This window comes from Angustibacter luteus, assembly GCF_039541115.1.
Lineage (GTDB): Bacteria > Actinomycetota > Actinomycetes > Actinomycetales > Angustibacteraceae > Angustibacter > Angustibacter luteus.
In genome coordinates, this window is record NZ_BAABFP010000002.1 from 895,970 (window position 1) to 916,595 (window position 20,626).

Annotated in this window: 21 protein-coding genes; 3 read left to right on the forward strand and 18 right to left on the reverse strand. The window is 73.4% G+C overall.

Annotated features, from left to right (window positions below):
• Window positions 1-81 precede the first annotated feature (81 nt).
• Both ABEB17_RS04290 and ABEB17_RS04295 read right to left on the reverse strand, forming a co-directional pair.
• Entirely contained in the window at window positions 82-1,344 is a 1,263-nt protein-coding gene (locus ABEB17_RS04290; protein ID WP_345715343.1) for an MFS transporter, read from the reverse strand.
• 38 nt (window positions 1,345-1,382) lie between these two features.
• A complete protein-coding gene (locus ABEB17_RS04295) occupies window positions 1,383-2,363 on the reverse strand; it encodes a nucleoside hydrolase (protein ID WP_345715344.1) in 981 nt (326 codons plus the stop codon).
• A 149-nt stretch (window positions 2,364-2,512) separates the two neighbouring features.
• On the opposite strand from ABEB17_RS04295, the gene ABEB17_RS04300 reads away from it, so the two are divergent.
• Window positions 2,513-3,895: an MFS transporter gene (locus tag ABEB17_RS04300; RefSeq protein WP_345715800.1), complete on the forward strand. Its 1,383-nt coding sequence runs from the start codon at window positions 2,513-2,515 to the stop codon at window positions 3,893-3,895.
• 71 nt (window positions 3,896-3,966) lie between these two features.
• Window positions 3,967-4,176, forward strand: coding sequence for a hypothetical protein (locus tag ABEB17_RS04305; protein WP_345715345.1), 210 nt, complete (start codon window positions 3,967-3,969; stop codon window positions 4,174-4,176).
• A gap of 9 nt (window positions 4,177-4,185) precedes the next feature.
• On the opposite strand, the gene ABEB17_RS04310 is transcribed toward ABEB17_RS04305, so the two are convergent.
• Genes ABEB17_RS04310 through ABEB17_RS04325 form a run of 4 tightly spaced genes read right to left on the reverse strand, consistent with a single transcriptional unit; the run spans window position 4,186 to window position 9,955 of the window.
• Entirely contained in the window at window positions 4,186-4,380 is a 195-nt protein-coding gene (locus ABEB17_RS04310; protein ID WP_345715346.1) for a hypothetical protein, read from the reverse strand.
• Complete coding sequence (locus tag ABEB17_RS04315) at window positions 4,373-5,608, reverse strand: saccharopine dehydrogenase family protein (RefSeq protein ID WP_345715347.1); 1,236 nt, start codon at window positions 5,606-5,608, stop codon at window positions 4,373-4,375. Before ABEB17_RS04315 ends, ABEB17_RS04310 begins: the two co-directional genes overlap by 8 nt.
• Window positions 5,605-9,513, reverse strand: a complete 3,909-nt coding sequence (hrpA, locus tag ABEB17_RS04320) for an ATP-dependent RNA helicase HrpA (protein ID WP_378227049.1) — start codon at window positions 9,511-9,513, stop codon at window positions 5,605-5,607. The genes ABEB17_RS04315 and hrpA overlap by 4 nt, the downstream gene beginning before the upstream one ends.
• A 25-nt stretch (window positions 9,514-9,538) precedes the next feature.
• Entirely contained in the window at window positions 9,539-9,955 is a 417-nt protein-coding gene (locus ABEB17_RS04325) for a hemophore-related protein (RefSeq protein WP_345715348.1), read from the reverse strand.
• 118 nt (window positions 9,956-10,073) lie between these two features.
• Between ABEB17_RS04325 and ABEB17_RS04330 the strand changes: the two genes are divergently transcribed.
• Window positions 10,074-10,547, forward strand: coding sequence for an NUDIX hydrolase (locus tag ABEB17_RS04330; protein WP_345715350.1), 474 nt, complete (start codon window positions 10,074-10,076; stop codon window positions 10,545-10,547).
• 24 nt (window positions 10,548-10,571) lie between these two features.
• On the opposite strand, the gene ABEB17_RS04335 is transcribed toward ABEB17_RS04330, so the two are convergent.
• The 12 genes from ABEB17_RS04335 to ABEB17_RS04390 form a co-directional block, all read right to left on the reverse strand.
• Window positions 10,572-11,180, reverse strand: a complete 609-nt coding sequence (locus ABEB17_RS04335; protein WP_345715351.1) for a D-Ala-D-Ala carboxypeptidase family metallohydrolase — start codon at window positions 11,178-11,180, stop codon at window positions 10,572-10,574.
• Window positions 11,180-11,563 (reverse strand): hypothetical protein, encoded by a 384-nt coding sequence (locus ABEB17_RS04340; RefSeq protein WP_345715352.1) that lies wholly within the window; start codon window positions 11,561-11,563, stop codon window positions 11,180-11,182. Before ABEB17_RS04340 ends, ABEB17_RS04335 begins: the two co-directional genes overlap by 1 nt.
• Before the next feature lie 69 nt (window positions 11,564-11,632).
• Window positions 11,633-12,682 (reverse strand): tRNA (adenosine(37)-N6)-threonylcarbamoyltransferase complex transferase subunit TsaD, encoded by a 1,050-nt coding sequence (gene tsaD / locus ABEB17_RS04345; protein WP_345715802.1) that lies wholly within the window; start codon window positions 12,680-12,682, stop codon window positions 11,633-11,635.
• On the reverse strand, window positions 12,672-13,193 hold the full coding sequence (gene rimI, locus ABEB17_RS04350; RefSeq protein WP_345715354.1) for a ribosomal protein S18-alanine N-acetyltransferase: 522 nt from the start codon (window positions 13,191-13,193) through the stop codon (window positions 12,672-12,674). The genes tsaD and rimI overlap by 11 nt, the downstream gene beginning before the upstream one ends.
• Window positions 13,190-13,876 (reverse strand): tRNA (adenosine(37)-N6)-threonylcarbamoyltransferase complex dimerization subunit type 1 TsaB, encoded by a 687-nt coding sequence (tsaB, locus tag ABEB17_RS04355; RefSeq protein ID WP_345715355.1) that lies wholly within the window; start codon window positions 13,874-13,876, stop codon window positions 13,190-13,192. The genes rimI and tsaB overlap by 4 nt, the downstream gene beginning before the upstream one ends.
• Before the next feature lie 2 nt (window positions 13,877-13,878).
• Window positions 13,879-14,448, reverse strand: a complete 570-nt coding sequence (tsaE, locus tag ABEB17_RS04360) for a tRNA (adenosine(37)-N6)-threonylcarbamoyltransferase complex ATPase subunit type 1 TsaE (RefSeq protein ID WP_378227048.1) — start codon at window positions 14,446-14,448, stop codon at window positions 13,879-13,881.
• 8 nt (window positions 14,449-14,456) lie between these two features.
• On the reverse strand, window positions 14,457-15,548 hold the full coding sequence (locus ABEB17_RS04365) for an SGNH/GDSL hydrolase family protein (RefSeq protein ID WP_345715356.1): 1,092 nt from the start codon (window positions 15,546-15,548) through the stop codon (window positions 14,457-14,459).
• Between the two features lie 6 nt (window positions 15,549-15,554).
• On the reverse strand, window positions 15,555-16,217 hold the full coding sequence (locus ABEB17_RS04370; RefSeq protein ID WP_345715357.1) for a hypothetical protein: 663 nt from the start codon (window positions 16,215-16,217) through the stop codon (window positions 15,555-15,557).
• A gap of 248 nt (window positions 16,218-16,465) precedes the next feature.
• Window positions 16,466-17,596 carry an alpha/beta fold hydrolase gene (locus ABEB17_RS04375; protein WP_345715358.1) on the reverse strand — a complete coding sequence of 377 codons (1,131 nt, stop codon included), beginning with the start codon at window positions 17,594-17,596 and terminating at the stop codon, window positions 16,466-16,468.
• Window positions 17,593-18,756 (reverse strand): alanine racemase, encoded by a 1,164-nt coding sequence (gene alr, locus ABEB17_RS04380; protein ID WP_345715360.1) that lies wholly within the window; start codon window positions 18,754-18,756, stop codon window positions 17,593-17,595. Before alr ends, ABEB17_RS04375 begins: the two co-directional genes overlap by 4 nt.
• The gene (locus tag ABEB17_RS04385) at window positions 18,753-20,252 is read right to left on the reverse strand and encodes a bifunctional ADP-dependent NAD(P)H-hydrate dehydratase/NAD(P)H-hydrate epimerase (RefSeq protein WP_345715361.1); all 1,500 of its coding nucleotides are present in this window, start codon (window positions 20,250-20,252) and stop codon (window positions 18,753-18,755) included. Before ABEB17_RS04385 ends, alr begins: the two co-directional genes overlap by 4 nt.
• A gap of 18 nt (window positions 20,253-20,270) precedes the next feature.
• On the reverse strand, window positions 20,271-20,624 hold the full coding sequence (locus ABEB17_RS04390) for a holo-ACP synthase (protein ID WP_345715362.1): 354 nt from the start codon (window positions 20,622-20,624) through the stop codon (window positions 20,271-20,273).
• Between the last annotated feature and the right edge of the window lie 2 nt (window positions 20,625-20,626).

Here is a 20,626-nt window from a genome sequence, read left to right on the forward strand (position 1 = left end):
ACCTATTGGAGTAACGGCACCCCGCGACAACACGGGAATGGAGCAACTCGCCCCAAGGGCCGCGGGACGGTGGGGTCGCCCTCAGCCGGTGTAGTCGAGGACGCCGTACTGCTCCCGGGTGCGCAGCGCCCACGCGGACGCCGGCACGCTGAGCAGCCCGGCCACCAGGATGACGCCCCCGAGGACGAGCCACCCCGGCTGCCCCCACTCGATGCACAGCAGCGCGATCAGCGGCGGCCCGACGATGCCGGACAGCGAGAAGCTCATCCCCGCGAAGCCCTGGTACTGCCCCTGCCGGTCGCGCGGCGCGAGCCCCATCTGCAGCCCCCACTGCCCGCCCGACCCGACCATCTCCCCCACCACGTGCACGCCGGCGCCGCCGACGACCAGCACCACGGCCGCCCAGGCGTCCCGCCCGCCGGACGCCGCGATCAGCGCAAATCCACCGAGGATCCAGAACCCGGCGCGGGCCAGCGCGCGGGACGACGTCAGCACGGTCGTCGCGCCGCGCGACAACCGCACCTGGAACAGGGCCACGGACACCGTGTTGACCAGCAGGACGACCGCGACCAGCGAGTGCGGGGCCGTCGTCCGGGTGGCGATCCACAGCGGGATCGCCAGCTCCATCACCAGGAAGTGGATCGCGAAGATCCCGGTGAGGACCGAGACGACGACGTACGGGGTGTCGCGCAGCACCTGCAGCCGCGGCGCGCCCTCCTCGCGCGGCGGCGCGGGCTCGACGTGCGGGAGCAGGCGCAGGGCGAAGGCCGTGGCGACGAAGGTGAGCGCGTCGAGGCCGAACACCGACAGGTAGGCCCAGGTCTGGTCGATCGCCAGCGCGACACCGCCGAGCAGCGCACCGAACGAGATGCCGACGTTCGTCACGGCCCGCAGGTACGCCTTGAACGCGACCGCCTGCCCGCCCTCGGCCAGCCGGGCGATCAGGCCGCTGCGCACCGCGCTGGCGCCGCGGTCGAACACGGCCTGGACGCCGAGCACCGCGCACAGCAGCCAGATGTTGTGGGTGACCATGAGCCCGACGCTGACCACCCCGGCCAGCGCCGTGAGGGCGCAGAGCACCTCACGCGGGCCACGGGTGTCGGCGAGGTGACCCAGCGGCACCTGCCCGAGCATCCCCGCGACCGCGCCGACGGACAGCGCCAGACCGACCTGGGTGGCCGGGATCCCCACCGCGTGGGTGAAGTAGAGCGCGAACGTCGTCATCATCGCGCCGTTGCCCGCCGTGTTGACCAGGGTCGCGACGGCCAGGGTGCGCAGGTTCGGGTCGACGGGGACGCCTCGCCGGGTCAGCTTGGCCGGGGCGGGGTCCTGGACGACGGTCATGCGAGCACCCTAACAAACTATCTCGACATCAAGATAGTTCATTTCGAGGCGACGGAGTCCAGCCACAGCCGTCGCCAGCGATCGCCGTCCACCGCGAGGGCGACGTCGACCACCGTGGGCGGGATGCCGTGCGGGTCGTGGTCCAGGTCACCCACCCACTCGCGCCGGTCCACCACCGTCTGGCCTCGGGTGCGGGCACCGGCGAGCTCCACGTGCACTGCCAATGGAGACGTCGTCAGCCCGGCCGGGTCGACCACGGCGCAGACCGCGCCGGCGTCGCCGATGGTCGCGGACGGCGTGCCGAACTTCACGCACTGGGCTTGGACGAGGGCACCGGCGAGTCGGGTCGCCGGGGCGGCAACGGCCAGGAGCTCGACCGCCTCGTCCCGGCTGACCCGCACGTCGTAGAAGACGTCGAGGCCGTACATGGTCACCGGGATCTCGAGCTCACGGGCGGCGTCGAGCACGACCGCAGCCGCCTCCGGGTCGTGCCAGATGTTGAACTCCGCGGCCGCCGTCGCGTTGCCGACCGCCGCCGCGCCGCCCATGAACACGATGCGCCGCAAGCCTTTCGCGACCTCGGGGTAGGTGCGCAGCAGCAGGGCGATGTTGGTCAGCGGGGCGAGCGGCACGAGGGTGATCCGCTCGCCGCTGCTGGCCGCCGCGAGCAGCTCGTCACGCAGCAGCTCGACCGCGTGCCGCTGGTCGACCTCGCCGGTGGCGGCGGGCAGACCGAGGGCGGCGTGGTCGAGGTCGCCGAGGCCGTCCTCCCCGTGCACGTGCCGGGCGGCGCGGGCCGGCTCCAGCAGCGGGCGGGACGCACCGCGAGCGACCGCGACGTCGTGCCGGCCGGCCGCGGCCAGCACCAGCAGGGTGTTGCGGACGACCTGGTCGACGTCGGCGTTGCCGGCCACGCAGGTGACCGCACGCAGGTCGAGGTCGGGGTGGCGGGCCGCGAGCAGCAGCGCGCACGCGTCGTCCAGGCCGGTGTCGACGTCCAGGATCACGGGGATGCTCACCGGCCCATCCTGCCGGGTGGCCGCGCCAGACCGACAGGCCTTCGACGTGCGAGACGAGGCGATCGGGTCCAGGGTTGCCTCCCGTGAGCCTCGTGACGACCCGCATCCCCGCCCGCCTCGACCGCCTGCCCTGGTCCCCCTGGCACCGCATGGTGCTGGTCGGCCTCGGCACCGTCTGGATCCTGGACGGGCTGGAGGTGACGATCGTCGGCTCGCTGTCCGACCGGCTGACCGAGAAGGGCAGCGGCCTGGCCCTCACGGCCAGCCAGATCGGCGTGGCCGCAGCGATCTACGTCCTCGGTGCGTGCTTGGGCGCGCTGTTCTTCGGGCACCTCACCGAGAAGCACGGCCGCAAGAAGATGTTCTTCATCACCCTGACCGTCTACCTGCTGGCGACGGTGGCAACGGCGTTCTCGATGAACCCGATGTACTTCTTCGTGTGCCGCTTCCTGACCGGCGCCGGCATCGGCGGCGAGTACGCGGCGATCAACTCGGCCATCGACGAGCTGATGCCGAAGAACCTGCGGGGCCGGATCGACCTGTTCATCAACGGGTCGTACTGGCTGGGCGCGGCCGCCGGCGCGGCGCTGACGATCGTCCTGCTGAACGAGGACTTCCTGCCCGCCAACATCGGCTGGCGGGTGGCGTTCGCCCTCGGCGCGGTGCTGGGTCTGGTCGTGCTGTTCGTGCGCCGCAACGTTCCGGAGAGCCCCCGCTGGCTGCTCATCCACGGCCAGGACGACGAGGCGGAACGGATCGTCGGGGACGTCGAGCACCGGGTCAGCGACGAGGTGCACGAGCCGCTGTCCGAGGTCGGCGAGGACGACGAGCTGCAGATCGAGCAGCGCGAGACCACGACGTTCCGCGAGATCGCGCGCACCCTGCTGGCCGACTACCGCAAGCGCACCCTGCTCGGCTTGTCGCTGTTCGTGGGCCAGGCCTTCCTCTACAACGCGGTGTTCTTCACCCAAGGCCTCGTGCTGACCACGTTCTTCGGCGTCGGGTCGGGCTCGGCCGGCTGGTACATCATCCCGTTGGCGCTGGGTAACTTCCTCGGGCCGTTGCTGCTGGGTCGGCTGTTCGACACCGTGGGTCGGCGCGTCATGATCTCGATCTGCTACGTCGGGAGCGGGCTGCTGCTGGTCGCCACGGCGCTGTTCCTGACGGGCCTCAACGCGACCACGCTCACCCTGTGCTGGTGCGCCGTGTTCTTCCTGGCCTCGGCCGGCACCAGCGCGGCGTACCTGACGGTCAGCGAGATCTTCCCGATGGAGACCCGCGCGATGTCCATCGCGTTGTTCTACGCCGTCGGCACCGGGCTCGGCGGCATCATCGGCCCGCTGCTGTTCGGCAAGCTGGTCGCGACCGAGCAGCTCAGCAACGTCGCGATCGGCTACTACCTCGGGGCCGCGCTGATGATCGCCGGCGGGGTGGTCGAGGCCTTCGTGGGCGTGGACGCGGAGCAGCGCTCGCTGGAGGACATCGCCGAGCCGCTGTCGTCGCAGGACGCCGCGGACGAGCCGACCGGCTGACGCGCCTTCGCGCGGCCAGGCCGCCGGCTGGCGATGCCCGCACGGGCGTGAGGTGTGGGACCCTCTGCGCCATGTCCTTCACCTGTGACTCCTGCCGCCGGCGGGCCAACGGCACCGGCCAGCGCACCGTGACCGGGCGGGTGCTCTGCGCGTCCTGCCACGACACGCTCACCGGGATGGCCGCCGGGATCGTCGCCGGCGGTGGGACCGCGGAGGCGATCGCCACCGCGGGCTGGTTCAGCCGACTGCGCGCGCGTCGCCGCCCGCGCGGAGACGGCTAGCCCCCCGACTCAGCGGGCGGAACGCCGGCGCAGCCCGGAGGCCACCATGCCCAGGCCGAGCAGCGCGACCACCGGCCCGACGACCGCCCACAGCGTCTCGCCGGACATGCCGCTGCCGCCGATCCACCCCATGCCCTGCCCGAACCAGAGCGCACCGACCACGACGAGCAGCACGCCGACCAGGATCCGCACCACGTCACTCACCCTCTCGTTCCACCGACAACGTCAGACCAGCCACGCGCAGGCGCTGCACGAGCGCGTCGCCGATGCCGGTAGCCGGGGTCAGCACGCCCGCAGCCTCCGGCAGACCAGAACCCTCGGCCAGCGCCAGCGCGCTCTCGCCGAGCATCACGGCGGTGGCCGCATAGCCTGGATCACCTTGCGCCGCAACGGTTGCGACGTAGTCGACGCCGGACGTCGTGGTGCTGCGCACCCGCATCCGGAAGAACCCGGCGGCACGCTTCTCGGCACTCGGCCCCTCCCCCGGCGAGGGCAGCAGCCGGTCGACGAGCCCGCGCATCCGGGGCTTCTGCATCCCCGCCAGCACCCCACCCAGAACGCCGGTGACGGCGTTCGCGGTCACCCGCGCCCTGGTCCCGCGGCCGTACCCGGCGAGCTCGCGGTAGCGGAACGAGCGGCCGTAGGCCCAGCCCTGCAACGCGTTGCTGCGCCGCACGATCCGGGTGTTGAACGACGCCATCACGAACGGTCCGACCCAGCCGCCGAGCAGGTCGGACTCGAACACCGCCACCCGGTCCCGCTCGTCGCCGAGGTCGGGCTCGTCGTCCCGGTCGGGGCTGAGGGCGTACGGGTCGACGACGATGCGCCGCAACGACTTCTCGGACTGCACCGCCTCGACCTGGGCGCGCATCGAGTCGATCGTGCCGCCGCTGAAGCCGCCCTTCATGACCGCGACGAGCGTGGTGTCGGTGAGCTCGCCGGCGCCATCGGCGGCCGCCGCCTGGTGCAGCAGCAGCACACCGAGGTCCGAGGGGATCGAGTCGAAGCCGCACGCGTGCACGATGCGCGCGCCACTGGCCCGGGCGGACTCGTCGACCGCGTCGATGCTGGCCCGCACGAACAGCACCTCACCGGTCAGGTCCGCGTAGTGGGTGCCGGCCGCCGCGCACGCCTTGGCCAGCGGCAGCCCGTACCTCAGGTACGGACCGACCGTGGTCGCCACCACCCGGGTGCGCCCCGCCAGCTCGGCCAGCGCGTCGTCGTCCGCGCCGTCGGCGACGATCAGCGGCCAGTCCCGAGCGCGCTCCCCGAGCGTGCGGCGCACGGCCTCGAGCCGCTCCAGTGACCGGCCCCCGAGACCGATCCGCAGACTGGCCGGGGCGTGCTCGGCCAGGTAGTCGGCCACCAGCCGGCCGACGAAGCCGGTGGCCCCGAACACAACGACGTCCAGGTCTCGCTCGCGTGGGCTCATGCAGCGACGATGGCACGGTGGATGCGCTGGGGCGACACGGGGTAGGCGGTGCGCATCGTCGGGGCGAACAGGCTGACCCGTAGCTCCTCGAGCATCCAGCGCACCTCACGCAGCGCCGGGGACGGCTCACGCCCGGGCGGCAGGGCCGCCAGCGCCTTCTCGAGCTCGTCGGCGGCCATCTCCACCTGGGACTGCGAGCCGCGGTCGCGCGCCGGGTCGGTGGGGAGCCGGTCGAGCCGGACGGCCATCGCCTTGAGGTAGCGCAGCAGGTCGGGCAGCCGGGCGGCCCCCGCCTCTCGCACGAAGCCGGGGTGCACGAGCCCGTCCAGCTGGGACTGCAGGTCGTGCATGGCCGGGAGCAAGGTCATGGACGTCGTCCCGCGCAGCCGGGACTGGACGTCGTACGCCGCCGCCAGCACCTGCTCGACCTGCTCCACGACCGCCAGGGTGCGCTGGTCCAGCCCGCGGCCCACGACGTCACGCACGGCCGCGAAGGACGCCTTGTCCCGCACCGAGTCCGCACCACCCGCCTCGGCCACGAGCGCGTCCACCGCGGCATCCGTGCAGTCGTCGACGAGCTCCGTCGCCGTGGCGTGCTTGGCCCGGGACAGCACCAGCTTGCTCGCGTTGGACAGCTGCGACAGCACGTACGGCACCGGCGAGCGGGCCGACGACCGCAGCAGGCGCCGGACGCCGGCGGTGTGCGCCGCCCGCGCCTCGCCGGGCGTCGTCAGCACCCGGACCGCGACCGTCTCGCCCTCGTCGACGAGGGCGGGGAACCCGACGACCTCGTGGCCGTCCACGACGGTACGGTGCTCGGTCGGCAGGACGTCGATCGTCCAGTCCTGCAGGCCCGTCCGCTCGATGCTGTCCGGACGCCGCGCGATGGCCGCGCGCAGCTGGGGCTGCAGCCGGTGCTGCAGGGCGGGCAGGTCCTGCCCCTCGCCCAGGACGCGACCGCGGTCGTCCTCGACCCGGAACGTCACCCGCAGGTGGGCCGGCAGCGCATCCGGCGACCAGTCGTCGGCACCGATCCGGGTGCCGGTGAGGTCCTCCAGGGCGCCGGCCAGGACGTCGAGCAGCGGCCCGTCCGCCGGACCGACCCGGGCCAGCACGTCGGCTGCCCGGTCCGGCGCCGGGATCAGGCTGCGCCGCAACGACTTCGGCAGCCCGCGGATCAGCGCGGTGACGAGCTCGAGGCGCAGGCCAGGGATCTGCCAGTCGAACGGCCGGGTCGTCAGCTGGCCCAGCACCGGGAGCGGCACGTGCACGGTCACCCCGTCTGCCGCGGTGCCGGGCTCGAACTGGTAGGTCACCGCCAGCTCGACGCCACCGGCGGCCCAGGTGGTCGGGTACGCGTCGTCGTCCACCGCTCCCGCCTCGTCGCGCACCAGCAGGTCGGGCGTGAACGACAGCAGCTCGGGCTCCTCGTGGCGGCGCTGCTTCCACCACGCGTCGAAGTGCCGGCCGGACACCACGTCCGCTGGGACACGCGCGTCGTAGAACTCGAAGATCACCTCGTCATCGACCAGCAGGTCGCGTCGGCGGGTGCGCTGCTCGAGTGCCTCGACGTCGGCGAGCAGCTCGCGGTTGCGGCGGAAGAACCGGTGGTCCGTGCGCCAGTCGCCCTCGACCAGGGCGTGCCGGATGAACAGCTCGCGAGCCAGCTCCGGGTCGACCTGGCCGTAGCCGACCAGCCGGTCCACCACCAGCGGGACGCCGTACAGCAGGACCCGTTCGCGGGCCATCACCGCTGCCCGCTTGCTGCTCCAGTGCGGTTCGCTGTAGGTCCGGGTGATCAGGTGCGGCGCCAGGGCTTCGGCCCACTCCGGCTCGATCCGGGCGACCGTGCGGCCCCACAGGCGGGACGTCTCCACGAGCTCGGCCGCCATGACCAGGGTCGGCGGCTTGCGGGCCACGGCGGACCCGGGCCAGATCGCGAAGCGCGCCCCACGCGCGCCGAGGTAGTCGCGCTGCACCGTGTCGCGCAGGCCGACGTGCGAGAGCAGGCCGGACAGCAGCGCGCGGTGCAGGCGGTCGGCGTCCACCGACCCGTCCTCGTGCAGCCCGCTGGACCGCGCCAGCCCGAGCTGCTTGACCACCTGCTTGAGCTGGGCGTGCACGTCCTGCCACTCGCGGACCCGCAGGTAGTGCAGGTACTCGCTGCGGCACATCCGACGGAAAGCATTGCCGGACAGCGCCTTCTGCTGCTCGCGCAGGTACTCCCACAGGTTCAGCCAGGACAGGAAGTCCGACGTCGGGTCGCGGAACCGGGCGTGCTGCTGGTCCGCCTGGGCCTGTGCGTCCGGCGGGCGTTCCCGCGGATCCTGGATCGACAGGGCCGCGGCCACGACGAGCACCTCGCGCAGGCACCCTTCACGATCGGCCTCGATGACCATGCGGGCCAGGCGCGGGTCCAGGGGGAGCTGGGCGAGCTGGCGACCGGAGTGGGTGAGCCGCTTGCGCGGGTCGGGCTGGTCGGGGTCGATGGCGCCGAGCTCGTGCAGCAGCTGGATGCCGTCGCGCACGCTGCGCCGGTCGGGCGGCTCGACGAACGGGAACGCACCGATGTCCCCCAGGCCGATCGAGGTCATCTGGAGGATGACCGAGGCCAGGTTGGTGCGCAGGATCTCCGGTTCGGTGAACTCGGGCCGGGCCTCGAAGTCCTCCTGGCTGTAGAGCCGGATGCAGATCCCCTCGGCGACCCGGCCGCACCGCCCGGCGCGCTGGTTCGCGGATGCCTGGGACACCTTCTCGATCGGCAGGCGCTGGACCTTCAACCGCCTGCTGTAGCGGGAGATCCGGGCCGTTCCGGGGTCGACGACGTACCGGATCCCCGGCACGGTCAGCGAGGTCTCGGCGACGTTGGTGGCCAGCACGACCCGACGTCCGGTGTGCGGCTGGAACACCCGGTGCTGCTCGGCGGACGACAGCCGCGCGTACAGCGGGATGACCTCGGTGAACCGCAGCTCCAACGCGCGCAACGCCTCTGCGGCGTCGCGGATCTCGCGCTCACCCGACAGGAACACCAGGATGTCGCCCGGACCGTCACCGGTGAGCTCGACGACCGCGTCACAGATGGCCTGCACCTGGTCGCGGTCGGGGTCGGCGTCCGGGTCGTCTGGGTCGACGACCGGCCGGTAGCGCAGCTCGACCGGATAGGTGCGGCCGGAGACCTCGATCACCGGCGCGTCGTCGAAGTGCCGGGAGAAGCGCTGGGGGTCGATGGTCGCCGACGTGATCACGAGCTTGAGGTCGGGCCGGCGCGGCAGCAGCTGCTTGAGGTAGCCGAGCAGGAAGTCCACGTTGAGGCTGCGTTCGTGCGCCTCGTCGATGATGATCGTGTCGTAGCGGGTCAGCATCCGGTCCCGTTGGATCTCGGCGAGCAGGATGCCGTCGGTCATGACCCGCACCAACGTGTTCGGGCCCGCGCGGTCGGTGAACCGCACGCTCCAGCCGACCTGCTCGCCGACGTCGACCCCGAGCTCCTCGGCGATCCGCTCGCTCACCGTGCGAGCGGCGATCCGGCGCGGCTGCGTGTGCCCGATCATGCCCTCGACACCGCGTCCGAGCTCGAGGCAGATCTTCGGCAGCTGGGTCGTCTTGCCCGACCCGGTCTCCCCCGCGACGATCACCACCTGGTGGTCGCGGATGAGCGCGGCGATCTCGTCCCGCACCGCACTGACCGGCAGGTCCGGGTAGGCGATCACCGGGATGGTCGCGCGGCGCGCCTCGACCTGCGCCGGGGTCAGCCGCGGCCGGCGGTCCCTGTGCGGGCCTCGCCCACTCCGCCGCCGCTGCTGACCCACGACGTCCACCATAGGCGCGCCGCGCAACCCGTTTCCGGAACGGGGCGAACGTGCATGATCACGCCGAAGGGGCGGCGCCGCCGCTGCGATGATCATGCACGTTCGCCCGCCGTCAGGGGCGTCAGCTGTTCTTCCTGGCCTCGCGGCGCTCCTTGCGCGCATCCCGAACCTGCTGTCGGAACTCGTGCCAGGCCTTCGCGTCCGCCGGGTGCGCCTTCGCCCACGCCTTCAGCTCGGCCTTGCGCTGGTCCGGCGTCATCCCGGCGACCTTGGTGAGCTCGGCGACGACGGCCGGGTGGGCATCGGCGAACCGCTGCCACGTGTCGAGCCGGTTCGCGAGCGCCGTCCCGGCCTTGGGGTGCACGGCCAGGAAACCGCACAGCTCCTTCTGCTGCGCGTCGGTCAGACCCTTGAAGGGCGCGGACGACGAGGTCGGCGTCGGCGTCGGACTGCTGCCGGACGCCATGGCCGGCACGGCGACGGCTCCCCCGGCGATGACGGCGGCGGCCGCCACGGCCGCGATGGTGGTACGTCGCATCTGAACTCCTCGCGCTGTCGGTGGACGCCGCCGGTCGCGGCGCCGTGATCGACGGTAGGGGCGTGGTGTGCGACGCCTGTTGGTCGAATGTTCGGGGTGTGTGAGCGATGCTGGGGCGGTGACGAGGCGCAGCGCGGGGATCCTGCTGCATCGCCGCGGGCCGGACGGCGCGCCGCAGGTGCTGCTCGGGCACATGGGCGGCCCGTTCTGGGCGCGCAAGGACGACGCGGCGTGGTCGATCCCGAAGGGCGAGTACGGCGACGACGAGCGCGCCGAGGACGCCGCCCGGCGCGAGTTCGTCGAGGAGCTCGGTCTCGCCGTCCCGCCGGGGGACCTGCGCCTGCTGGGCGACCTCACGGTGTCCGGGGGCAAGGTGCTCACCGTGTGGGCGCTCGAGGGCGATCTGGACGTCGCCGCCGTCGTCCCGGGCACGTTCGAGCTGGAGTGGCCGCCACGCTCCGGCACCGTGCGGGAGTTCCCCGAGATCGACCGGGCCGAGTGGTTCGAGCTGGACGTGGCGGCGACCAAGCTGGTCAAGGGTCAGCGGCCCTACCTCGACCGGCTCGTCGCCGCCCTCACCCCCGACGTGTGACGGTGCGTGCGGGACGGGTCCCCGTCAGGTGGCGTACTTCCACTCCGCCGGGTGCTTCGGCGACGAGCCCTTCGGGTTGTGGCCGCCGCGATCTCGCGAGTCCACGTGGATCACCTTGCTGGTGGACTGCTTGAACCCGAGCCCGGCGAAGAGCTGCAGCTTCTCCTTCTGGTCCACCGTGAGCTGGCCGTCGATGTCGGACGCCGCACCGAACAGGTGCTGGCTGGACGAGACGCCACCCACCTTCTTGTTGTACTGCTTGCAGCGGCACCCAGACACGATCCGGATCGCCTTGTCGCCGATCTCGTGCCGGTAGGCCTCGAGGCGGCGCACGTGCGTACGCAGCATCCAGATGCGCCGGCAGCTGTCGAAGACGCCGCCGTCCTTGCAGCGGAACTCCAGGTACGAGAAGTGCGCGCTCATGTCGGGCTTGTGCGCCTTGTGCCGCGCGTACGAGATCCGCAGCGCGTCGCTGGTCTTCGGACCGAACGTGCTGTCCACCTTCAGCGCCGGGCCGAGGTTCCACCCCCGCTGGAAGCCGTTCACCGCAATGGTGAAGTGCTTGTTCGCGTTGTCGAAGCCCAGCCTGGTCAGCATCGCCTTCGCCTGGGCATTCGTCAGCTGAGCAGCCATCACGCACCCCCGGGCGAGGCGACGTCGTCGAAGAAGTCGACGTCGAGGCCGAGGATGTCGGCCTCGGTGAAGCCGGTGACGTCCGCAGCGTCGAGGTCCGCGTCGTCCACGAGACCGTCGATCGTGTCGTCGTCCGGCAGGTCCTCGTCCGGGTCGTCGTCCTGGCCGTCCACCACCAGCGGCGCGTCCGGGTCCACGTCCGGGTCGAAGTCCGGGTCCGCCGTGTCCGGCTGGTCGATCCCGGCGCCGACCTCCGTGAGGAAGTCGGACTCCTGAACGGCGACCACCGCCGGGAGCTGCTGTGGATCCTCGACCGGCTCTAGCGGGCCAACCACGAACATGGAGTCACTTCGGTCGACTCCACCACTCTCGTCGTCCTTCATGCCCATCGACCTCCCCTGGCCGCATCCATGGAACTCCTGTCCGGGAGCGGGCACAAGCGAAATGACGATCTACGCGAGGACGGTCGTCACCGGCATCGAGGAGTCCGCGGGCAGGTCCAGCGCGGACGGCGCGCGCCCCCGCCGCACCATCGAGGAGCCCAGCGCGGCGACCATCGCGCCGTTGTCGGTGCACAAACCGGGACGAGGTACCCGCAGCGTGATGCCGGCCGCCGCGCACCGCTCGGCCGCCATGGCCCGCAGCCGCGAGTTCGCCGCCACGCCCCCGCCGACCAGCAGCGTGTCGACGCCCTCGGACCGGCAGGCGGCCACCGCCTTGCGGGTCAGCACGTCGACCACGGCCTCCTGGAAGCTGGCCGCCACGTCCGCCACCGGCACCGGCTCACCGGAGGCCGCCCGCTGCTCCACCCACCGGGCCACCGCGGTCTTCAGGCCCGAGAACGAGAAGTCGTAGCGGTAGCGCTCGAGGTCCTTGGGCCGGGACAGCCCGCGCGGGAACCCGATCGCGGCCGGGTCGCCGTCGCGGGCCACCCGGTCGATGTGCGGTCCCCCTGGGAACGGCAGCCCGAGCAGGCGGGCCACCTTGTCGAACGCCTCGCCGGCTGCGTCGTCGATGGTGGCGCCCAGCGGCCGGACGTCCCCGGTCACGTCCGGGACGAGCAGCAGCGACGAGTGCCCGCCGGACACCAGCAGGGCCATCGTCGGCTCGGGCAGGGGGCCGTGCTCGAGCTGGTCGACGGCCACGTGCGCGGCCAGGTGGTTCACCCCGTACAGGGGCTTGCCCAGCGCGATCGCGAGGCCCTTCGCCGCAGCGACGCCCACCAGCAGGGCGCCCATCAGACCGGGGCCGCTGGTGACGGCCAGGGCGTCGACGTCGTCCAGCCGGACTCCGGCCTCGCGGCACGCGCGCTCGATGGTCGGGGCCATCGCCTCGAGGTGAGCGCGGCTGGCCACCTCGGGCACCACGCCGCCGAACCGGGCGTGCTGCTCGACGCTGCTGGCCACCGCGTCGACGAGCAGCGTCTCCCCGCGCACGATGCCGACCCCGGTCTCGTCGCACGAGGTCTCGATGCCGAGGACCAGCGGGGCGTCAGCGTTCATCGCGGTCACCTGTCGAGGCTAACCGCAGCTGCATCACCCAGGCGTCCGCGGGCCCGTCCGGAGTCCGGTAGTAGTCGCGCCGGACGGCGATCCGCTCGAACCCGACACCGTGGTAGACCCGTTGTGCAGCAGCGTTGTCCGCCCGCACCTCAAGCATCATCCGGGCTGCGCCCCGCCCTTCGGCGAGCGCGACGAGCTGCTGCACCAGGAGGCGCCCGAGACCCTGGCCCTGCCGGGTGGGTGCCACCGCCACGGTCATCACGTCGGCGACGCCACCCGCGACCGACACCCCGGCGTACCCGTCGAGGCCCTCTGGGCCCTTAAGGCCCTCGAGCACCAGGTAGTCACGCTGCCCTGAGGGGCCGGACTGCGCGAGCTCGGCCCAGAACGTCTCGGCACTCCAGGCCTCGTGGGCGAAGAGCGCGTCCTCCAGCGGCAGCAGGGCCTCGACGTCCCACCAGCGCATCCGGCGAACGGACGGCGCCCGGGGGTCTGGGCCGGGCCCGGTCATGACAGGACGGTCTTGCGCGGACCACCCTCGTGCACGTCGGGCCGGCGCAGGTACCGCGGGGTCAGGTCACTCAGGTCGGCGCCCTTGTCCAGCAGCTGCACGGCGAGGTGCGCCAGCGCGGCGGCGGACGGGTCGATCGGGCCGATCGACAGGCCCAGGTGGTCCGGGTAGAGGTCGGCGCCCCGACCGACGACCGGCCGGCCGCCCACCGGCACGTCGGCCGGCCGGCTCACCGCAGGGCCGTGAACCCGTTGCGGCACAGCGCCGACCGATCCGTCGGGCCGCTGCTCGTAGGCCGCCCAGTAGACCTCGCGCCGGCGGGCGTCGGTGGCCACCAGGAAGTCTCCCTCGGGGACGACGGCGTCCTCCTGGACAGCCCGCAGGGCCAACGCGTCCAGGGTGCACAGCCCGTGCGCACGGATCCCCAGTGCCGAGGCCATGGAGATCGCCGTGACCAGCCCGACCCGCAGGCCCGTGAACGGCCCCGGCCCGGTGCCGACCGCGATGTCCGTGAGGTCGCCCGGCCGCACCCCCGCGTCGCCGAGCACCTGCTCGATCCCCGGCGCGAGCAGCTCCCCGTGCCGGCGGGCGTCCACCGCGAGTGACTGCGCGACGACCTCGTCGCCGTCGTGCAGCGCGACGGTGACCGCTGGGGTGGCGGTGTCGAACGCCAGCAGCAGCATGCTCAGGACCCCAGCTCGACGTCGGCCCAGCGTGGCCCGATGCCGGTGATCCGGACCTGGCGCGGCTCGTCGTGGTCGGCGCCGTCGTCCCGGTCGTCGTCGGGGTCGCCGTCCTCACCCGGTCCGGGCCGGTCGTCGTCCCCGTGCGGTCGCTCGATCGCGACGTGCAGCCGGTCGGTCGCCAGGTCGTCCACCAGCCCGTCGCCCCACTCGACGACCGTGACGCTCTCGTCGAGGGAGGCGTCCAGGTCGAGGTCGTCCACCTCGGCGATCGTGCCCAGCCGGTAGGCGTCCACGTGCACCAGGGGCGCACCACCGGTCTGGCTCGGGTGCACCCGTGCGATGACGAAGGTCGGCGAGGTCACCGGGCCGCGGACGCCGAGGCCGTCGCCGATGCCCTGGGTGAACGTCGTCTTGCCCGCGCCCAGGTCACCGGTCAGCACCACCAGGTCGCCCGGGCCCAGCACGGTCGCCAGCCTTCGGCCGAGCCCGTGCATGTCGTCCCGGGTGGCGACCGTGAGCGCGGCGAGCTCGGTGGTGGTGGTCTCGGCCTGCTCGCTCACGGCCGCCATGTTACGGCTCAGCCGTGCGGATGGTGCAGCTGCTCCTGCACGAGGTCCGCGAGTGCCCGTTGCCCCTGCGCGTTGGGGTGGAAGCTGCCCGGGTTGACGGGCGTGTATCCGTTGGCCTGCACCGAGAGGTCGTTGAACCAGGGATCGGAGCTGCCCAACCCGTGGCCCTCGAACGCCTCGCGCGGGTCGACGAACTCGACGCCCACGCCGGCCTCGCGGGCGGCGTCGGCGAGCATCGTGTCGAGCTGGTCGGCCTTCTCGTTCATCCACACCTGGCTGTCCGCGAACAGCAGGTCCCGGAAGTTGTCCGAGGGGTCGGCGGGGAACAGCCGCGGGTAGCCGACGACGACGATGCGCGCGTTCGGGGCCTTCTCGTGGATGCGCCGGTAGGTCGCGATGAGCCGGGCCTTGGTGTCCACGAGCCCTTGCTGGAACGTCGCCTCGTTCTTGCCCTGGCAGGTGGATCCGTCGAGCACGCAGTCGGCGAGGATGTCGGCGAAGCCCAGGTCGTTGCCGCCGATGGAGAACGTCACCAGGCTGGTGTCGTCGTCCAGGCCGTCCTCCTGTGCCTGCTCGCCGCTCTGTCCCGAGTTCGGGTCGGTGAACTCGTGGATCTCCGCACCGGAGCACGCGACGAAGCTGGACCCTCCGGCGAAGTCGTTCTCGGCGGCCACGATCGAGCCGTAGGCGTTCGCCGAGCGGTGACACCCGTTGTGGTACTGCGGTTCCCGGTCACCGGGCCACCAGAGGTGGCTGTCCATCCAGTCGGCGAAGTCGCGGTCGTCGCGGTCGGTCGGCTCGTCGTAGTCACCGGCCCCCTCGCCGGACGAGAAGCTGTCGCCCATCGCCACGTAGTGCCCGGAGGTGGCCTGCTCGTAGGGGGTCCTGGAGGGATCCGCGGTGCCCGTGGCGCAGTCCACCTGGCTGAACACCTGGCAGAAGGCGTTGGACGTCGCCGCCGCCGCCCGCGCCGCGATCGGGGTGAACCCGAGCCCGGCGACGACCAGGCAGATCGCGACGACGAGCCCGGCGTACTCGATGGTGCTGGCCCCGGCGTCACCGAGCCTGCGCCGGGTGGCCCACCCCCGGGTGCCCCTCATCACGGGTCAGCCGTGCAGCAGGTCGGCGGCGGCGGTGGCGGCCTGCGTGGCGGTCGCGGCGTCCGGCGCCTGCTTCAGCGCGTAGGACGTGACCAGCGCGACGGTGCGGCCGCTGCGGATGAGCACCACGTCGGTGGTGATCGGAAGCTGGGTGTCCGGGGCCTGCCGCCAGGCGACGGACTCGTCACCGAGCTGCGGCACGTCGAGCGGCTGCACGGCGACCCGGACCGCCGCGGAGCTGCCCGAGGCCGGCAGGTCGTAGCTGCCGCAGGTCTTGAGCGCCTCACGCAGGTCGGCCAGGACGTCGGTCGCGGAGTCGTCGTCGTACACCCGGACCCGCTGCTCGACGAACGGGCCGAGGGGGCCCTGGGAGAACCGGGCGCTGGCGGTCTGCACCGGCTTGGTCGGCTCGAGGTCGACCCCGCAGACCTGTTGGCGGTAGGTCGATGCCTGCCCGGCGCTGGCGGCGAACCCGGCCGGCAGGTCGTCGGCGCCGACCAGCAGGGCGTTCGCGGACCGGGCGGTGCTGCCTGGGGTGCCTGGGCTGCCGGCGTCCGACGTCCGGGCCCCGCATCCGCCGAGCAGCAGGGCCACCAGCCCGACCAGGACCCCGACGGCGATCGCGGCGACCAGGGAGATCAGCTTGGACGTGCTGGGCTGGGCGAACATGGTGGGCTCCTCACCGACGGTGAGACCGAGCCAACACCCGCGAGCCGTTCCGGCAGTGGGCCTGCGGGTTCAACCCGAGACCTCAGTCGGGCCCACCCCTGGACCCACTCCGGGCCCACCCCAGGACCCACCCCGACCCCGCACCATTCGCGCTACCCATGGCCATGCGGCCCCGAAAACCACGTCAAGCGCGAATGGTGCGGAGGGTGGGTGCCGGGGGGGTGGGTGCCGGGGGGTGGGGGTGCGGGTCAGGCCCGGCGGGGACGGCGCAACCGACGTCCGCGGCGTCCGCGCCCGACGGCCCGGTCGGCGCGCTCGAGCAGGTCGCCGAGGTGCAGGTTGACGACGTCCGGGTGCTCGAGCATGACCATGTGCCCGGCGTCCGGGACCAGCACGTGCTCGGCGCCAGGCAGCCGGCGGACGATGGCGTCGCTGTGCTCGACGGGCGTCAGCAGGTCCTCCTCGCCGGACAGCACGAGCGCCTCGATGCCGTCGAGGGCCGCGAGCGCCTCGGCCTTGTCGTGCAGGTCGAAGCCGGGCAGGAAGCCGGACACCACGTCGATCGGGGTCGCCGCGATCATGGCTGCGGTGAACCGGACCAGCTCGGGCGGCACGGGCGAGGCGTAGGAGTAGCGCTTGACGACGAACTGCTCGAGGTCGCTGCCGATGCGCCGGGTGCGGTCGACCAGCCTGGGCGTCCGGGTGAGTCCGACCAGGGCGACGGGAGCCACCTTGTGCGCGACCTTGCTCACCGAGCCGGTCAGCCCCCAGCTGACGTCGGCCAGGCCGCCGGAGCTGGTGGCGACCAGGGCCACCCCGACGATCCGCTCGCGGATCAGGTCCGGCTGCTCGCCAGCCAGCGCCATCACCGTCATGCCGCCCATGGAGTGGCCGACGAGCACCAGCGGGCCGGTCGGCGCCACGGCGTCGATGACGGCGCGCAGGTCCGCGCCGCACTGGTCGACGGTGTAGTGCCCGCTCGGTCCGGTCCCGGAACGTCCGTGGCCGCGCTGGTCCCAGAACACCATCCGGTAGCGGCCGCGCAGCCACTGCCGCTGGAAGTGCCAGATGTCCTGGTTGAGGCAGAAGCCGTGGCTGAACACCACGGTCACCTCGGACGCCGGAGCGTCCGACCCGGCATCGCCCGATGGCAGGGCGCCGTCCACGTCGAGCTCGTCGACCTCCACGTGCAGCTGGGTGCCGTCGTCCGCAGTGACCCGGGTGGGACTGCCGCGCAGCGAGCCGTACGCCTCGCCCTCGCCGGTGCCGGCCACCCGCCCGGCGGTCCAGCGCTCGGCGGCGAGGCCGAGGGCAGCGCCGACACCGGCCGCGGCCAGCCCGGCGCCGATCCCGAGGACGGCCTTCGACGGCGACCTCACACCGCACCGCCGACGTAGGTCCGCGGCACTCGCGAGCCGATCCTGGTGACGATCTCGTAGCAGATGGTGTCGATCGCCTCGGCCCAGTCCTGGGCGGTCGGCTCCCCGTCGCAGCCCGCCCCGAAGACGACGACCGGGTCCCCGGCGGCCAGCTCCGCGACGTCCGGACGGTCATCGAGGTCGACGACGACCTGGTCCATGCTGACCCGGCCGGCGATGACGTGCCGACGTCCGGCGACCTGCAGCGGTCCGACGTTCCCGGCGGCCCGTGGGATGCCGTCGCCGTAGCCGAGCGGCACCAGGGCGAGGGTGGTGTCCCGCTCCGTGACGTAGGTGTGGCCGTAGGCGACGCCAGAGCCGGCCGGGACCCGCTTGACCAGTGACAACCGGGCTCGCAGGGTCATCGCCGGCCGCAGGCCGAAGTCGGCGGGCGGGCCCACGTCGGGCACCGGTGAGAGCCCGTACACGGCGAGCCCGGGTCGGACCAGGTCGTAGTGCAGGTCGGGGCGGGTCAGCGCCGCCGCCGAGTTCGCCAGGTGCCGCACCTGCGGGCGGGCGCCGCGGTCGTGCGCGACGGCGAGCGCCGCCTCGAACGCAGCGGCCTGCCGGTCGGTCGTGGGGTGCCGGGGGTCGTCCGCCCAGGCCAGGTGGGACCAGATCCCCACCAGGTCGAGCACGCCCTCGGCCTGCAGCCGCAGTGCGTGGTCCACCAGCTCGGTCCACTCGTCGGCGGTGGCGCCGCCGCGGGACAGGCCGGTGTCGATCTTCAGGTGCACCCGGGCGGTCCGACCGGTGCTGCGGGCGGCTGCAGCGATCTCGTCGAGGGCCCAGGGCGCGTTCGCGCTCAGGTCGATGTCGGCGGCCACCGCGGCGGTGAAGTCGTCACCGGGCACGTGCAGCCAGGACAGCAGGCGGCCGGTGTCGCCGGACGCACGCAGTCTCAGCCCCTCGGCGAGCTGGGCGACCCCGAGCCAGGTCGCGCCGCCCGCCCGAGCCGCCTGGGCGGACGGCACGAGGCCGTGCCCGTAGGCGTCCGCCTTGACCACGGCCATCACCTCGGCGGACGGCGCCAGCGCCCGCAGCGACGCGACGTTGCCCCGGATGGCAGCCAGGTCGATCTCGGCCTCGGCCGGCAGGACCGGGCGGTTCGCGTCACTCACGTCGGCCAGTCTCTCAGGGCGGCCACGGCGCCCGGCACCGCGTCGAGCAGCCGTCCGGCGTCCAGCGGGCCGCCGGCGCTGGCCAGGGCCCCCGCCCGGCCGTGCACGGCCGCTGCCACGGCACCGGCCAGCAACGGGTCCAGCCCGGCGGCCAGCAGCGTCCCGGCCACGCCGGCGAGCACGTCCCCGGAGCCCGCGGTGGCCAGCCAGGCAGGCCCGTCGCGCTGGGTGAGCACGGGGCCGCCCCCTGCTGGGCTGCCGCCGGGTGGGACGACGACCGTCGTCGCACCCTTCAGCAGCACGGTGGCGCCGGTCAGCCGCGCGGCAGCGCGGGCGTGCTCGAGCGGGCGGGCCTCGACGTCGGCCCGCTCGGTGGGCTCGCCGAGCCGGGTCAGGAGTCGGGCCAGCTCGCCGGCGTGCGGGGTGAGCAGGGTGGGCGCGTCCCGGCGCGGCGGGAGCAGGTCGAGCGCACCGGCGTCGACCAGGCACGGCAGGTCCGTGCCCAGGGCGTCGCGCACCCGGTCGGCCTGACCGTCGCCGGCGTCGGGGTCGAGGCCCGGACCGAGCACCCAGGCCTGCACCCGTCCGTCGCCGGGCACCACCTCGGGCCAGCGGGCGCGGACCAGCGCGGTGGGCTCGTCCGGGCCGACGTAGCGGACCATCCCGGCGCCGCTGCGCACGGCCGCGCCGGTGCACAGCACCGCGGCGCCGGTGTAGCCGCGGCCGCCGGCCACCACGCCGAGCACGCCGCGCCGGTACTTGTCGTCGCCCGCGTGCGGCCACGGCCAGGCGGCGGCCAGGTCGGCGACGTCCAGGCTGGCGACCTCGGTCGCGGTCAGGTCCGCCGGGTCCAACCCGATGTCGACCAGCTCGACCCGGCCGGCGTGCTGCCCGGCGGGCGGTAGCAGCAGGGCGGCCTTGAGCACGCCGAACGTGACGGTGACGTCGGCGCGGACGGCACCCGACCCGACCGCACCGGTATCCGGGTCGACCCCGCTGGGCAGGTCGACGGCGACGACGCAGGCGTCCGGTGCGGCCAGGTCCAGCAGGGCCGCGGTGGCGTCGTCCAGGCCCGGACGGCCACCGATGCCGAGGATCCCGTCGACGACCACGTCGGCCCGCCCGAGCAGGTCCCCGAACCCTGCCTCGAGCCCGCCGTCGGGCACGTCGGCCACCCGGTGCACCCGACCACCGGCGGCCCGGAACCCGGCCAGCCCCTCCTCGTGCACGGCGCCGGCCACCAGCACGGCGTCCACCCGCGCCCCGCGGCCGCGGAGCCGGGCGCCCGCCCACAACGCGTCACCCCCGTTGGCACCGGCCCCGACGAGCAGCACCACGCGGGCGCCGTACACCCCGCCGCGGGCCGCGGAGAGCTCGCCGACGACGACCGCGGCCAGCCCGGCGGCGGCGCGCTGCATCAGCGTCCCCTCGGGGAGCAGGGACATCGCCGCCCTTTCGGCGCGGCGGACGGCCTCGACGCTGACGGCGGATCTCACGGCCCCATCCTGGGGGGCTCAGGCCGACTCTGCCACCACGACCGCGCTGGCGATCCCCGCGTCGTGGGACAGCGACAGGTGCAGGTGGACGACGCCCAGCTCGTCGGCGCGGGCCGCCACGGTGCCGCTGACCTGCAGCTCCGGGCGTCCGGTCGGGTGCGAGCGGACCGTGGCGTCCAGCCAGTGCAGGCCGGCTGGGGCCCCGAGGGCCTTGGCGAGCGCCTCCTTGGCGGCGAACCGGGCGGCCAGCGAGGCGAGCGGCAGCCGTCGCTCGGACTCGGTGAACAGCCGGTCCACCAGCTTCGGTGTGCGCTCGATGGTCGCGCCGAACCTGGCGACGTCCACGACGTCGATGCCGACCCCGACGATCACGG